Origin of the sequence: Chryseobacterium elymi (assembly GCF_003385495.1) — a bacterium.
Taxonomy (GTDB): Bacteria; Bacteroidota; Bacteroidia; order Flavobacteriales; family Weeksellaceae; genus Chryseobacterium; species Chryseobacterium elymi.
On sequence record NZ_QNUH01000009.1, the window covers coordinates 39,241 to 52,503 of the forward strand.

Genomic DNA, 13,263 nt, shown 5'->3' on the forward strand with positions numbered 1-13,263 from the left:
TTGTTTTTTCATACACCTGTACAATGGCATTGAGAATGGCTATAAAGAGGAAAACATACGCTCTATATTTAGGATTTAGCATATCAGTATTGGGCATTTAGTATAAAAAATGAAACCACACCTACCCAGAACAGCAGACCAATTCCATAAGTGATTGTTGTTAAACCTATAGATTTTTTGAAACTGATTTTTTGTTCAGAAAGTTCCCAGATTCCCCAGGCGAGAATTCCCCAATAGAATAATTCAAATAGATTAACTAGCTGTAAAGGATAAGCAAGCCATTTCTCAACTGAAATGTATTCTTTCATATTTAATAATGAGATGGGATAATAGGTTTGCAGATTTTCCAGCGTATAATCTGTATCGATCCAATAGAAATTAACAAACTTATAAAAGCCTGCTATGATAAAGACAGATTCTGCTATTAAAACAAGGGTTATTATATCTGAAAATTTTACTTTTTCTAATCCCGGCAAATCAAAGAGTTTAATAAAGTTCAGGCAGAAAGTTACCAGTAGAACTTTGACTCCAATAAGTAAAGGTATTGTTGCATAGCTTACCCACCACCATTTTTTCTGGCTTTCCATGTAGTTTTGTATTACTTCGTTTGGATAATCTTTAGCAAGGAAATCTATTATCTTTGAATTTGTAGTAATAAAAGTTTTGTCTAAATAAGTCAGTAAGAAATAGCATAAGACGATGCTTATGAAAAATATGAAGTTTTTCATTTGTGTAAAATAAGTTGAATATTAATTCTTTTAGAATTATGAATTAAGAAACTCGAGGCTTGAAACTGTGAAAAGTGTTTTAGAAAGTTTTATAGTGAATATTATTTATGAGTAAACTAATTTTTCTTATTTGGTTTAATTATTTTAATCAAATTATAAGCTGATAATAATCCTAAAAGAAAGTAACAAATTTGTATTTGAATATCTGACAATTTATATTTGTGAAATAGATCCAAAATAATTATTATGGCTAGTACAAAATTCAGTGTTAATAATATAGTTTTCATAACTGTTTGAAAAGAACAAATAAGTTTCATTTATTAAAAGGTACTAATTCTTTGTTTTGATAAAGCTTCAGCTTTTAATAAAATTAATTTCTTTATTGAATTTATACTTTTGGAATTAGAATTATATAGTTTTCTACCGTAAAAATTGTTTATGAAAATTTTGTTGTTTTCACACATAATTATAATATATTCGGTATCCTTTTTATAAGGAATTTCAAAAATATAGAGGCCTAATGTTTCTTTTGATTCATATACAACTTTCTGTTTACTTGCAATATCTTCAATAATTGTATTATTATCTTTAAGTAACAGATTTGTTTTTATTTCTTTAAAAAATCTCTGATAGATAATTTTAACTAAAATAAAAAGATATATTAGAAAAGAAAACATTCCAACTATACTGAAATCACTTTTAATGAAAGCGATAAGTACAAAAGAAAAGAAAAGTAGGAATGTGAACAATAAAAAGCACTCGTTTAAAGAAAAAGGTAGAAAATATCTTCCAAAAATTACTTTGGGCTTTTGTTCTTTTATTTTAATTTTTTCTATAAAATTCATTTCTCAATATTAAAACTAGAAGGGAAATTTCCCTTCTAGTGAATTACAGTTTAGTCACAAAGTAACATTCCAACTCCAAAAACAAAAATTCCTGCTCCGCCAGCTAATGCAGACATAGCAGCTAATGTTCCGGCATATCCCCATGTACATTTTGGATTACCACCTTGTAAATTCTCCATTTGAGAAACATTTAATTTTTTCATTTTGTCTAATATTTTAAATTTAATAAAATTTGTTTTGTCATACAATCCCTGACATGGGCTTTTTTGCTGGCCAGCGGGTATCTTTATTTTTTATACTGTACACATACAAAAAATAAATCTTTGTGTTTTTACCTGAAGCAAAGATGCAAAATGACAAAACACCAAAAAAGTAAATGAATCGTAGATTTATAAATTTAAAGCTATAGATTTATAAATATTGAGATTTTAAAATACTGAAAATGAAATGATTAATGTGTTATTGTGAGTTGTTAGACTTCTCAATCTCTTTGATATAGACAGAAAGTGTGATTCCTGTTTTTTTCTTAAAAGCCAGAGAAAATGCCTGTTCATTATTATAGCCTAGTTCTTCTGCAATAGCCAATAATTTGTATGAACGGAATTTTTTATCTTTTATCAGCCTGTTTAGTGCATAATCTATACGAAGATCATTGAGATAAGCTGCAAAGTTTTTTCCTTTCTGGGTATTGATGATCTCCGACAGATAGGTAGTATTGGTCTTTATACTTTTTGCTAAGCTGGCAGATGTAATACCTTTTTTTAAAAAAAGCTCTTTAGCTTCGAAAGCTTCCAATTCTTTTAAAATGAGTTGCGTGACATCATCTGGAGTTGTTTTAGCTGTTTTATCTTCTGTTACTTTATCCTCTGTTTCGACTTGTACAATAGCAGGAGAAGGGCTTGGAGCTAATTGAGTTACCGGAGGAGTTTCAAGATTTTTCATCTCAATGGAATTGATGAGGTCCTGCGCAATTTTTCTGTGCTGCTTTTCTGTTTTCTTAGATCTGTAATATAAGAATGAGAGTAGCAGAAGTATTATCAATAGAAAACCAACAGATACATTTAGAATTGTTTTTCTGTTCCTTAAGTCATTAATAATGCCTTCTTTTTCCTGTAAAAGATTGGGAGTGTCATATTTCTTAGGGAGCTCTGTAGATAAATATTTGAATTGCTCATCGAGTTTTTTATCTACTTTTAGAAACCTGTCAATATAATACAATTGTTTTTCTTTATCATTCTTTTCTTTGTAATAATCTATAAGATAAGTGTATACTTCACGGAGTTCAGGAAAAGTATTATTGCTTTTCTGTATTATAGAATCAAGTTTAACAAAATTTTTGACTGCTTTAACCTTGTCTCCTAATCCTTCATAACACTTTCCTAGACTATATAGTATATAATTTGAAGTATTATCATCAATACGAGCAAAATAATCATTGGCTTTTGAGAGCTCAGCAATGGCAGTTTTATATTTTTTCTGTTTAAGGTTAGAATATCCGGACAAATACAAATATTGATTAAGGCTGTATTTATTTTTATTTACAAATGAAGACTTTAAGGCTTCTTGGATTAGTATATTAGCAGAATCCAGTTTATTAATTTCAATATAACAATTTATAAGGCTAACACGCATTTGATTATGCTGGTATTCATCCGTTATATTATTTTCATTATATAAGTAATACCTGAATGTTTTAGCAGCTTCCAAATTTTTACCTATATAGGTATTCAGATATGCTATATTCATATTAGCATATGCGATCTGACTTCTATTTTTCTGAATTTTAGCATGTTGAAGCCCTAAAACATAATTATCTAATGCAGCTTTTAAGTTATCATATTTGTAATATAGATTTCCTTTTATTAAATAAGTTCTGGCGGGGTACAAATCTCCTGCTACATTTTTTGTTACAGCTGTAAGGCTATCAACGTATTTTAAAGCTGTAGGGAAATCTTCATTAAAATGCATAAGGTTATAACCTTCAGCAATTTGGATACTGTTTTTGTCTTTTTTTGCTTTTTCTAAATAATATTGTGCAATTATTTTAGCCTCATAACTTTTATCATTATCAAAAAAATGATAAAAGTTATTTTTTAATTCAGGGTAATTGGATTTTTTTAAAGTATCAAATATATTTCTTTGAGCAAAAATCAAATTACTAAATAATAATAGTGGAAATATGAATTTCATCATTTTGGATATATACAAAAATATTGTTTTCTGAAGTGAAAAATGTACTTAATAGTGAATTTGTAAAAATATATTTTAAAAATAAAGATTATCAGTGTTTTACATTTTGCCTTATTACTATAGATTTATAAATCTATTGATGTGTTTTTGTCCTAATTTAAAAAAAAACGCTTTCTTTGTATAGCAATTAAGCTGTTAAAATTTAAAATAATGAAAAAGAAAAATCAAGAAAAAAAGAAGTTATCTCTAAAAAAATACAATTAATCAAGATTAATAACATGAAGAAAATTTATGGTGGTTCTGGTAATCAATTAAATTTTAATAGTGATGATGATCCTGTCACAAAACCTATAAATAATACATTAAGTGGTAGGTAATTTTCTATAATATGAAAGTTTTATTTTTTATTTTTTATTTTTTTACCATTTCTATACTTGCTCAAAAGAATAATTTGGCAATATCACAGCCTGTTGTGGATGAGTACTATGGAGTTAAAATATTAGATGAGTATAGAAATTTAGAAAATTTAAAAGATTCTTCAACAATTAATTGGATGAAGTCTCAAACCAGTTATACCAATTCCATACTTAATAAAATACATAAGAGAAATTATTATTCAGAAAAACGATTAGAATTTGATAAAAAACAAGGTTATTCTGTTTCTAATCTCAAAATAACTAATAATGACAAATACTTTTATCTGAAACAGAACGCAGAAGAAAAAATAGCAAAGGTTTATTACAGAGATGGATTTGCTGGTGAAGAAAAATTACTCTATGATCCAACTTATTTTGCGTCATTATCAGAAAACGTTAACCTCAATAATAAGTGCGAATTTATAGTCAATCTAATTAGTCCTAGTTGGAATGGAAATAGGTTGGCAATTTCTATATCAGAAAAAGGGAAAGAAATGTCTGAGGTAATTATTATGGAGGTGAATAGTAAATATATATACCCTAAAACTATTACCAACACAGAACCAGGAACAATTGGAGGAATCAAATGGTTGGACGATAACAGTGGTTTTATTTATGTTTATTTTCCAATTTCAGATATTACATCAAATCAATTTAATAAAAATACACAGTCTATATTATATGTGATAGGTGAAAATCCCAAAAAACTACATGATGTATTTTCAAGGAAGAATAACCCTGATTTGAAAATAGATGAAGATCAATATCCTATTATTTTAACATATAATCAAGATGATAAATATTATATAGGAATACTAGCTGATATGGATAAATATCGCAGAACTTTTATCATAAAAAAAGAAGACTTATACAAGGGAGAGAAAAATTGGAAACCATTTTATCAAAAGGAAGATAAAGCCTTTAATTCTCAAGTATTAGGTGAAGAAATCTTTTTTTTATCAGGATATAATTCACCTAACTATAAATTGTGTAGAACAAATATAAATGCTTTAGATTTTAAAAATCCTTTTATTTTGATACAGGAAAAAAAAGATGAAGTAATCAAAAAGTTTGTTATAACAAAAGATGGAATTTATTATACAACAACAAAGAATGGGATAGAAGCTAAACTGTATCTATATAAAGATGGAAAAGATATTCCGATTCAGCTTCCTTACGTATCTGGAAATATTGATCTTCAATCCAAAGGAAAAGATTATTCAGACATTTGGGTCACTTGTTCTGGTTGGGCAAATGATGAACAGCGTTTCAGATATAATGCAAAAACAAATACATTTTCTTTGGAAAATCTAGTGCCTATATTAGAATATCCAGAATTCAGTGATATTATTGTTAAGGAAATTACGGTGAAAGCAAGAGATGGTGAAGAAATTCCATTATCTCTGATCTACAATAAAAATATTAAAAAGGATGGTAAAAGTCCAACTTTGATAGATAGCTATGGCTCCTATGGAATGTCTAACAGTCCGTATTTTGCTAAAGGATATATGCTATGGGCACTTCAGGGAGGAATTATGGCTATAGCCCATGTGAGGGGAGGAGGTGAAAAAGGTGAAAAGTGGCGTTTGGGAGGATATAAAGAAACAAAACCCAATACATGGAGAGATTTAATAGACTGTACAGAGTATTTAATTAATGAAAAGTATACTTCAAAAGATAAAGTCGCCATTTGGGGAGCAAGTGCCGGAGGAATTACAGTAGGTAGAGCTATGACAGAAAGACCAGATTTATTCAAAGCTGTAATTCTTGAAGTAGGAATGACTAATGCTATTCGGGATGAATTTACACCCAATAATAATGCTAAAGAATTTGGAACGGTAAAAAATCCGAAAGAATTTAAAGCTTTATTGGAAATGGATGCTTACCATCACATTAAAAAAGGAGTCAAATATCCTTCTACTTATATTACAGGAGGAATAAATGATGAGAGAGTTACTGTTTGGGAACCTGTAAAATTTGCTGCTAAGCTAATGGCTAATGATGCATCTAATAATCCTATTCTTTTAAAAATAGATTTTGAAGGAGGCCATTCGGGTAATGTTCCTGTAGCACAACGATATGCTAACCTAGGAGATATTTTTGCCTTTGCATTCTGGCAATTAGGGCATCCTGATTATCAACCTAAAGAAAGTATAAAGAAATAGATGTCTCGTTTTCCTTACCAATTTTTTAATGAGTTTGTAATACGTACTCCTTTCTTTTCACATAAAAAATTTCAGCAAACAATAAGTAGCAAAAATGAAATTACTGATTCAGAGCTAAAGGAAATCTGTACCAATCTCATATTTCAGGAAGCAATTTATTTAGCCTCACCATATTTGTATAATGAGTTGGCTAAATGGATCAATTCAGAAAAACATTTTTTACCAAAAGACTACCAAACACTAAAGCATACCATATTAAAGTATTATAGCCGAATGAGTACTCGTTGTACGCCATTTGGCTTATTTTCTGGTGTTAGTTTAGGGGAATTTAATGAAGAGATAACAAATAAACAATTTGTAAATAATCCGAATCAAACAAAAGCGGGCCAATTAATTAGAGATACTAAATTGGATATGCGTTTCCTTGTTTCCTTAGCTCAGCATTTTATGCAATTACCTGAAATAAGGAGTAAGTTATTGTTATTTCCAAACAATAGCATCTATACGCTGGGAAACAAAATCCGTTATGTAGAATATCAGTATACCGGTGGAAAAAGAGATTACATTATTTCATCGGCACCACTTTCCATAGAATTACAACAGATACTTGAACTGTCAAAAGAAGGAAAAACCCTACAGCAACTTGCAGAAACCCTCATTGATAATGAAATAACTCAAGAAGAAGCTTTAGAATTTATAGAAGAACTAATAGATAACCAGGTTCTTATAAGTGAGCTGGAGCCCAATGTATCAGGAAAAGATTTTCTGGAGGTTATTATCTCCGTTCTGCAAAGAATAAAAGCAGAAAAAGAAATGCATATTCTAATTTCTGTAAAAAATAAATTAACTGAATTGGATCAAAATATTGGAAATCCTGTCTCAAAATATGCTGAAATCGAAGGATTAATTAAATCTTTTGATACAGAATATGAACAAAAATATCTTTTTCAGACTGATTTGTATTCTGAAAGCCAGTGTGTTTTGCCTAATTATTGGAAAAAAGAGATAAAAAAAGGAATTAGCTTTTTGAATAAAATAAACAAGATTCAAAAAAATAACCATTTAAAAAAATTCAAAAAAGCATTTAACGAAAGATTTGAAACACAGGAAATGCCTTTATTGTATGTCCTTGATGCCGAAGTTGGAATTGGTTATAAACAAGATGCTTTCACAAAGGGACTTCATTCCTATTTAGAAGATTTGCAACTTTCAATTTCTAAAAAAGATCAAAACTTACATATTGAATTGAGTCCGGTCTATACAATTCTTAATGAAAAACTACAAAATGCTTTACTGGAAAATCAGTATAAAATCGAACTGTCGGACAGAGATTTCAAAGATTTTGAAGAAAATTGGGATGATTTACCTGATACAATTTCTTTTTTAACAGAAATTATTTCGGAGAATAAACAGGAAAAACTGTTTTTAAATAATAGTACGGGAAGCAGCTCTGCGAATCTGTTAGGAAGATTTTGTTCGGAAAGGTCAGATGTACAAAATCTGTCAAAAATAATTACAGAAAAAGAAGAAGAACTAAATTCTGATTGTATTCTGGCAGAAATCATTCATTTACCTGAAGCAAGAATTGGAAATGTGATCAGAAGACCAACCCTGAGACAATATGAAATTCCCTATTTGGCACAATCTGTATTACCAAAAGAAAATCAAATATCAGTAAATGATTTATACATTTCTTTGAAAAATGAAAGGATTGTTTTACGTTCCAAAAAGCTGAACAAGGAAGTGAAACCCTATTTGACAAACGCCCATAATTATTCCAGCAATACTTTACCGGTTTATCATTTCCTTTCAGATCTTTACTCCCAGGATATACGGGACGGATTATATTTTACTTGGGGAGGATTAGAGCATATTTATAAATTTCTACCAAGAATAGAATATAAAAATATCATTATTTCGAAAGCGCAATGGAAGGTTACAGATAAGGATGTTGTCCTTTTAGAGGAAATAATTTCGGATAAAGATTATTTTTTGAATGAGCTGTCAGAATGGAGAGAAAAAAGGAAAATTCCAGCCTTGATTCAATGGGCTGATTGGGATAATACTTTGACCCTTAACCTAGAAAATTATGATATAGCTAGGCTGTTTGTTGAAACTGTAAAAAAGAAGAAATCAATTACCATCGAAGAATTTCTATTTAACGAAAATGATGACTTTAGACGTGAGTTTATTTTTTCAATATATAAAAGCGAGAGATTATAGCTTATGGTGAAAAGAATTTTTACTGTCGGGAGTGAGTGGCTCTACCTGAAAATCTATACAGGAGTAAAAACTGCTGATCTCATTTTAGAAGAAACAATAAAGACCTTAGTAGAAGATTTTCAGGAAAACAGTTATATTTCAAAATGGTTTTTTATACGCTATAATGATCCGAAACCACATTTGAGAATAAGGTTTTTGTTAAGGAATATTGGTGATTACAGCAACATTCTTGACAAAATCAATGAGACTCTACAGGAATATATAGAAAGCGGTGAGATTTCAAATGTTTTAATCGATACCTATAACCGGGAGCTTGAACGTTACGGGGAAAATACCATCAAAGAAGCTGAAACTCTATTTTGCAAAAACAGTGAATTTACCCTACAATGTCTGGATTACGACGATGAGGAAAAAATAATTGTATCTCTTTTCTATATAGATGAAATTTTAAATAGACTTCATTTTTCAGTCCAAGAAAAACTGGATTGGATCAAAGATTTTAATGATTCTTTTAAAAAGGAATTTAATGCCGATAAAAAGCTCAACTCTCAGCTTGATAAAAAGTATCGAAACTTTAAACCAAAATATCTAGACTTTCTTCAATCAGAAGAATTTTCAGAGGAAAGAGAAACTATTATTTCTAATATTGAAGAAAGTAGTATTGTTTTTCGGAATATCATATCCCACTATGAAAATGATTCCTTAGGAATATCTTTACAGAATTTTTTCCAAAGTATTTTTCATATGAATATCAACAGGCTTTTTGTTTCCAGTCAAAGATTATTTGAAATGGTAATTTATGATTATTTGCTAAGATATTATAAAACCTGTGCCTATAGGGATTAGTAAGAAAAGCTTCATTACAATATTGCATCAGTATTTTAAACTTTACATAAAAAAGCCTCGCTAGAAAATCCTAACGAGGCTTTTTTTATTCAATACTAAAGATGATCTGTTCGGTCTGTTCCTTAAGATCCTCTAAGTTGGTATTGTTATGGATAATATAGTCTGCCAGTTTTATCTTATCCTTTTCAGGCATTTGCTTTTCCATGACAGATTCCACTTCGCGGTAGGTTTTTCCATCCCTGTCCATTACCCTTTTGGCTCTGATATTATCTTCAGCAGTGACTAAAAGCGATTTGTAACACTGCCGGTTCAGTTTTAATTCAAATAATAAGGCTGTTTCTTTAAAGACCAGATATTTAGTCTGCTTTTTAAGCCATTCTTCAAAATCAATGCGTACCGCAGGATGAATAATCTCATTTAATTCATGAAGCAGTTCCTTATTACTGAAAACCTTTTCTGCGACAATTTTCCTGTCATACAGCCCGTTCGCATCATAAGCTTCATCACCCAGTAAATCCTTTATTTTTACCTTTAAATCCTCACTCTCATTCACAATGGCTTTCGCTCTGTCATCGGAATAATAAACAGGGAATCCAAAGTCTTCAATAAAATGGGCAACAGTAGTCTTACCTGAGCCTATACCACCGGTAAGCCCGATCACCTTGGTTGCCGGTTCCGGTTCCGGTTTTTGTGTTTCTGAATGTAAATCTTCCATAATCAAAAATTAATATCCAAAAACATCATTAAAACTATGAATTTCGTCTAGCCTTACCCCTTTTTCAGTCATTTTAAGACTTGCCAGTTCATTATGGGCATCATGTTCAAAGAACAGAAGGTATTCATTGTCTACACACTGCTTCAGGAACTTTCCTTTTTCCTCCAGGGTTAGGAGAGGTCTCGTATCATACCCCATCACATAAACCTGGTTAATGTGCCCCGCAGTAGGAATAAGATCCGCTGCAAAAACAATTGTTTTTTCCTGATACTGAATCACCGGAAGCATCTGTTTTTCCGTATGTCCGTCTACAAAGATCACATCCATTTTCAGGTCGGGAGCAAAACCGTAATTTCCTGTAGTAGGAAGAGGTAAAAAGTTAAGCTGTCCGCTTTCCTGCATCGGAAGAATATTCTCTTTCAGAAAGCTGGCTTTTTCTCTTGCATTTGGTTCTGTAGCCCATTGCCAGTGGTTTTCATTTGTCCAGAACTGAGCATTTTTAAAAGCCGGTCTGTATCCCGTTCTGTCATCATTCCATTCAATAGCACCTCCGCAATGATCAAAGTGAAGATGCGTAAGAAATACATCCGTAATATCCTCTTTTACAAAACCAAATTTCTTTAAATTTTTATCAAGATTATCGTCTCCCCAAAGCGAATAATGCCCGAAGAATTTATCATCTTGTTTATTTCCAAGACCGCAGTCTACAAGAATCAGTTTCTTGCCGTCTTCTATAAGCAGGGATCTTGTTCCCAGGTCAATCAGGTTTCTTTCGTCTGCAGGATTGGTTTTTTCCCACAGACTCTTTGGGACGACTCCAAACATGGCACCGCCGTCCAGTTTAAATTTTCCACATTGTATTGGATATAGCTTCATATATATTTTTGATTATTATTTCTTTATTAATTTCATTTTCTCAGCAATTTTTCTTCCATTCTCATCCGAATTTTCAAGTTCAGAGATAATGTTCTGATAATCATGATCCTTTCTGTTTTGAGAAAGCTTTTGCTTGATGAATATTTCTGTCGGAATTATTTTCAGTCCGAAAGCACCTTTCATTTCCTTTTCCACAAACTCTCTCCCCATATCTTTTACCATGACAGGGCACTTCTGGAAATTTTCATATTTCGAAGTTAATTTTTCCAGATGCTGATAAAGTTCGCTATTACTCATAAGCTGTACTTTCCCATACACCTGAACAGCTTCATAATTCCACGTTGAAACATTGATGTGATCATACCAGCTGCTTGAAATATAAGTATGAGCTCCCAGGAAATCGCAAAGGACTTCATCACCATCCTTTAATGTTTTTGCCTGAGGATTGGCTCTTGAGATGTGAGTTTCCACATACACATTCTCCGGATTATCCTCATTAAGCATCATCATAGAATGTGTGGCTCTTATTTTTTCAACAGAAGAAATAAGCAGGGCAAACGCATTGTCTCTGATGATTTCCCTCATCAGATCATGATCTTCACTTCTGTATAATTTTGGAATAAACATAGACTGTTAAAATAATTCTCCCGGACTTCTCGGTATAGCTATATTTAAATGCTTATAGGCTTTGTCGGTCACCTCTCTTCCTCTTGGTGTTCTGATAATGAATCCTTCCTGGATCAGAAAAGGTTCATAAACCTCTTCCAGAGTCTCAGGATTCTCAGCAATTGAGGTTGCAAGGGCGGAAATTCCTACCGGCTTTCCTTTAAAGTTCTCAATCATAACCCGCATAATCTTGTTATCCATTTCATCCAGGCCAAACTCATCCACATTAAGTGAATTCAATGCATACTTTGTAATATTGATTTCAATTTCTCCGTTTCCTTTGATCTCGGCAAAATCACGTACCCTTCTTAATAAAGCATTCGCAATCCTTGGTGTTCCGCGGCTTCTTCTGGCAATTTCTATCGCTGCATCTTCATAAATCTTACTTCCCAGAACCCTTGAGCTTCGCTGAATGATCATCGATAAAAGTTCAACCGAATAATATTCAAGCCTGCTTTGAATCCCAAACCTTGCCAGCATCGGTTTCGTCAGCATTCCGCTTCTTGTGGTTGCCCCTACCAGAGTAAAAGGATTCAGACCGATCTGTACGCTCCTTGCATTAGGACCGGTTTCCAGCATAATATCTATCTTGTAATCCTCCATGGCAGAATACAGATATTCTTCCACAACAGGAGACAGACGGTGGATTTCATCAATAAAAAGAACATCGTTTTCCTCCAGATTCGTCAGCAGGCCGGCTAAACTTCCCGGCTTATCCAAAACAGGACCGGAAGTGACTTTGCATCCTACCCCAAGCTCATTGGCGATAATATTGGCTAAAGTTGTCTTACCCAGACCCGGCGGACCATGCAGGAGAACGTGATCAAGAGCACCACCACGTCTTTTGGCAGCACTTACAAAAACTTCCAGGTTTTCCAAAGTTTTTCTCTGTCCGGCAAAGTCCTTAAAACTCTGCGGACGGATCTGCTCCTCCTGCATAAGCTCTTCATGTGAGTAGTTTTCCTTATCTGGATGTAAAAAGTCTGGCATTAATTCATTTCATTTACTTCAAAGATAGGAAATTTAGACTAAGGTTGAGGTTTAGATTGAGAAAATTCAGGGATTCAAAAAAGGTTGATTGTAAGGCTGAGGTAAAGGCAAAGGTAAATACAATAGATGAGGCTAAAGGTGATTTTGATTTAGCACATTGAGATATTTTAAGTATTTTTGAGAAGAAAAAACTACAGATTAAATTGATAAAAGATTTTACAGAAATGCCCGTTTGGCAAAAAGCAATTGAAATTGCCGAAAGATGTTTTCTTATATCTGCTGACTTACCTAAACAGGAAGATTATGCATTGACTTCACAACTGAGAAGATCTGCACAAAGTATTGCAGCAAATATTGCTGAAGGCTTTGGAAGAAGGACTGCTAAAGATAAAAGCAGATTTTATGATATTTCCAGAGGGTCAGCATTTGAAACTAAAAGTCATTTGATATACGGAAATAGAGTAAAATACTTTTCTGATAATGATTGTTTACAAATTCATATTCTAATTGATGAGGTCATTTTGATTTAAATAAAATGACCAATTATTTGAAAAATAACAGTCAATATTAATCTAAACCTAACTCTAATCTTCACCTTAATCT

At 31.7% G+C, this 13,263-nt stretch carries 12 protein-coding genes; 4 read left to right on the forward strand and 8 right to left on the reverse strand.

The window, feature by feature from the left end; all coding sequences use genetic code 11:
• Positions 1–83: 83 nt before the first annotated feature.
• The 4 genes from DRF60_RS11885 to DRF60_RS11900 all read right to left on the reverse strand — a co-directional run bounded on the left by DRF60_RS11885 (position 84) and on the right by DRF60_RS11900 (position 3,766).
• Positions 84–728: a hypothetical protein gene (locus DRF60_RS11885; RefSeq protein ID WP_116012277.1), complete on the reverse strand. Its 645-nt coding sequence runs from the start codon at positions 726–728 to the stop codon at positions 84–86.
• A 320-nt stretch (positions 729–1,048) separates the two neighbouring features.
• Positions 1,049–1,573: a hypothetical protein gene (locus tag DRF60_RS11895; RefSeq protein WP_116012279.1), complete on the reverse strand. Its 525-nt coding sequence runs from the start codon at positions 1,571–1,573 to the stop codon at positions 1,049–1,051.
• Between the two features lie 50 nt (positions 1,574–1,623).
• Positions 1,624–1,752, reverse strand: a complete 129-nt coding sequence (locus DRF60_RS21775) for a hypothetical protein (RefSeq protein ID WP_262510876.1) — start codon at positions 1,750–1,752, stop codon at positions 1,624–1,626.
• A gap of 280 nt (positions 1,753–2,032) precedes the next feature.
• Positions 2,033–3,766 carry a helix-turn-helix domain-containing protein gene (locus DRF60_RS11900; protein ID WP_116012280.1) on the reverse strand — a complete coding sequence of 578 codons (1,734 nt, stop codon included), beginning with the start codon at positions 3,764–3,766 and terminating at the stop codon, positions 2,033–2,035.
• 385 nt (positions 3,767–4,151) lie between these two features.
• Here DRF60_RS11900 and DRF60_RS11905 point away from each other — a divergent pair, with 385 nt between their 5' ends.
• The 3 genes from DRF60_RS11905 to DRF60_RS11915 are packed head-to-tail and all read left to right on the forward strand — an operon-like array spanning position 4,152 to position 9,413.
• On the forward strand, positions 4,152–6,344 hold the full coding sequence (locus tag DRF60_RS11905; RefSeq protein WP_116012281.1) for a prolyl oligopeptidase family serine peptidase: 2,193 nt from the start codon (positions 4,152–4,154) through the stop codon (positions 6,342–6,344).
• Positions 6,345–8,567, forward strand: coding sequence for a lantibiotic dehydratase family protein (locus tag DRF60_RS11910; RefSeq protein WP_116012282.1), 2,223 nt, complete (start codon positions 6,345–6,347; stop codon positions 8,565–8,567).
• A gap of 3 nt (positions 8,568–8,570) precedes the next feature.
• Positions 8,571–9,413 (forward strand): thiopeptide-type bacteriocin biosynthesis protein, encoded by an 843-nt coding sequence (locus tag DRF60_RS11915; protein ID WP_116012283.1) that lies wholly within the window; start codon positions 8,571–8,573, stop codon positions 9,411–9,413.
• Between the two features lie 85 nt (positions 9,414–9,498).
• Here the strand turns inward: DRF60_RS11915 and coaE are convergent, their stop codons facing one another.
• Genes coaE through ruvB form a run of 4 tightly spaced genes read right to left on the reverse strand, consistent with a single transcriptional unit; the run spans position 9,499 to position 12,660 of the window.
• A complete protein-coding gene (gene coaE, locus DRF60_RS11920; protein WP_116012284.1) occupies positions 9,499–10,128 on the reverse strand; it encodes a dephospho-CoA kinase in 630 nt (209 codons plus the stop codon).
• Between the two features lie 9 nt (positions 10,129–10,137).
• Positions 10,138–11,004, reverse strand: a complete 867-nt coding sequence (locus DRF60_RS11925) for an MBL fold metallo-hydrolase (RefSeq protein ID WP_116012285.1) — start codon at positions 11,002–11,004, stop codon at positions 10,138–10,140.
• A 15-nt stretch (positions 11,005–11,019) separates the two neighbouring features.
• Entirely contained in the window at positions 11,020–11,631 is a 612-nt protein-coding gene (locus DRF60_RS11930; RefSeq protein WP_116012286.1) for an FMN-binding negative transcriptional regulator, read from the reverse strand.
• Between the two features lie 6 nt (positions 11,632–11,637).
• Positions 11,638–12,660, reverse strand: coding sequence for a Holliday junction branch migration DNA helicase RuvB (ruvB, locus tag DRF60_RS11935; protein ID WP_116012287.1), 1,023 nt, complete (start codon positions 12,658–12,660; stop codon positions 11,638–11,640).
• A 203-nt stretch (positions 12,661–12,863) separates the two neighbouring features.
• Here ruvB and DRF60_RS11940 point away from each other — a divergent pair, with 203 nt between their 5' ends.
• Positions 12,864–13,190 (forward strand): four helix bundle protein, encoded by a 327-nt coding sequence (locus DRF60_RS11940; protein ID WP_202974458.1) that lies wholly within the window; start codon positions 12,864–12,866, stop codon positions 13,188–13,190.
• Positions 13,191–13,263 lie beyond the last annotated feature (73 nt).

Bases quoted from the DNA above. Each gene is read 5' to 3' on its own strand.
- DRF60_RS11925 (WP_116012285.1), bottom strand. From the start codon at position 11,004: ATGAAGCTATATCCAATACAATGTGGAAAATTTAAACTGGACGGCGGT.
- coaE (WP_116012284.1), bottom strand. From the start codon at position 10,128: ATGGAAGATTTACATTCAGAAACACAAAAACCGGAACCGGAACCGGCA.
- DRF60_RS11885 (WP_116012277.1), bottom strand. From the start codon at position 728: ATGAAAAACTTCATATTTTTCATAAGCATCGTCTTATGCTATTTCTTA.
- DRF60_RS11910 (WP_116012282.1), top strand. From the start codon at position 6,345: ATGTCTCGTTTTCCTTACCAATTTTTTAATGAGTTTGTAATACGTACT.
- DRF60_RS11900 (WP_116012280.1), bottom strand. From the start codon at position 3,766: ATGATGAAATTCATATTTCCACTATTATTATTTAGTAATTTGATTTTT.
- DRF60_RS11930 (WP_116012286.1), bottom strand. From the start codon at position 11,631: ATGTTTATTCCAAAATTATACAGAAGTGAAGATCATGATCTGATGAGG.
- ruvB (WP_116012287.1), bottom strand. From the start codon at position 12,660: ATGCCAGACTTTTTACATCCAGATAAGGAAAACTACTCACATGAAGAG.
- DRF60_RS11915 (WP_116012283.1), top strand. From the start codon at position 8,571: ATGGTGAAAAGAATTTTTACTGTCGGGAGTGAGTGGCTCTACCTGAAA.
- DRF60_RS11895 (WP_116012279.1), bottom strand. From the start codon at position 1,573: ATGAATTTTATAGAAAAAATTAAAATAAAAGAACAAAAGCCCAAAGTA.
- DRF60_RS21775 (WP_262510876.1), bottom strand. From the start codon at position 1,752: ATGGAGAATTTACAAGGTGGTAATCCAAAATGTACATGGGGATATGCC.
- DRF60_RS11905 (WP_116012281.1), top strand. From the start codon at position 4,152: ATGAAAGTTTTATTTTTTATTTTTTATTTTTTTACCATTTCTATACTT.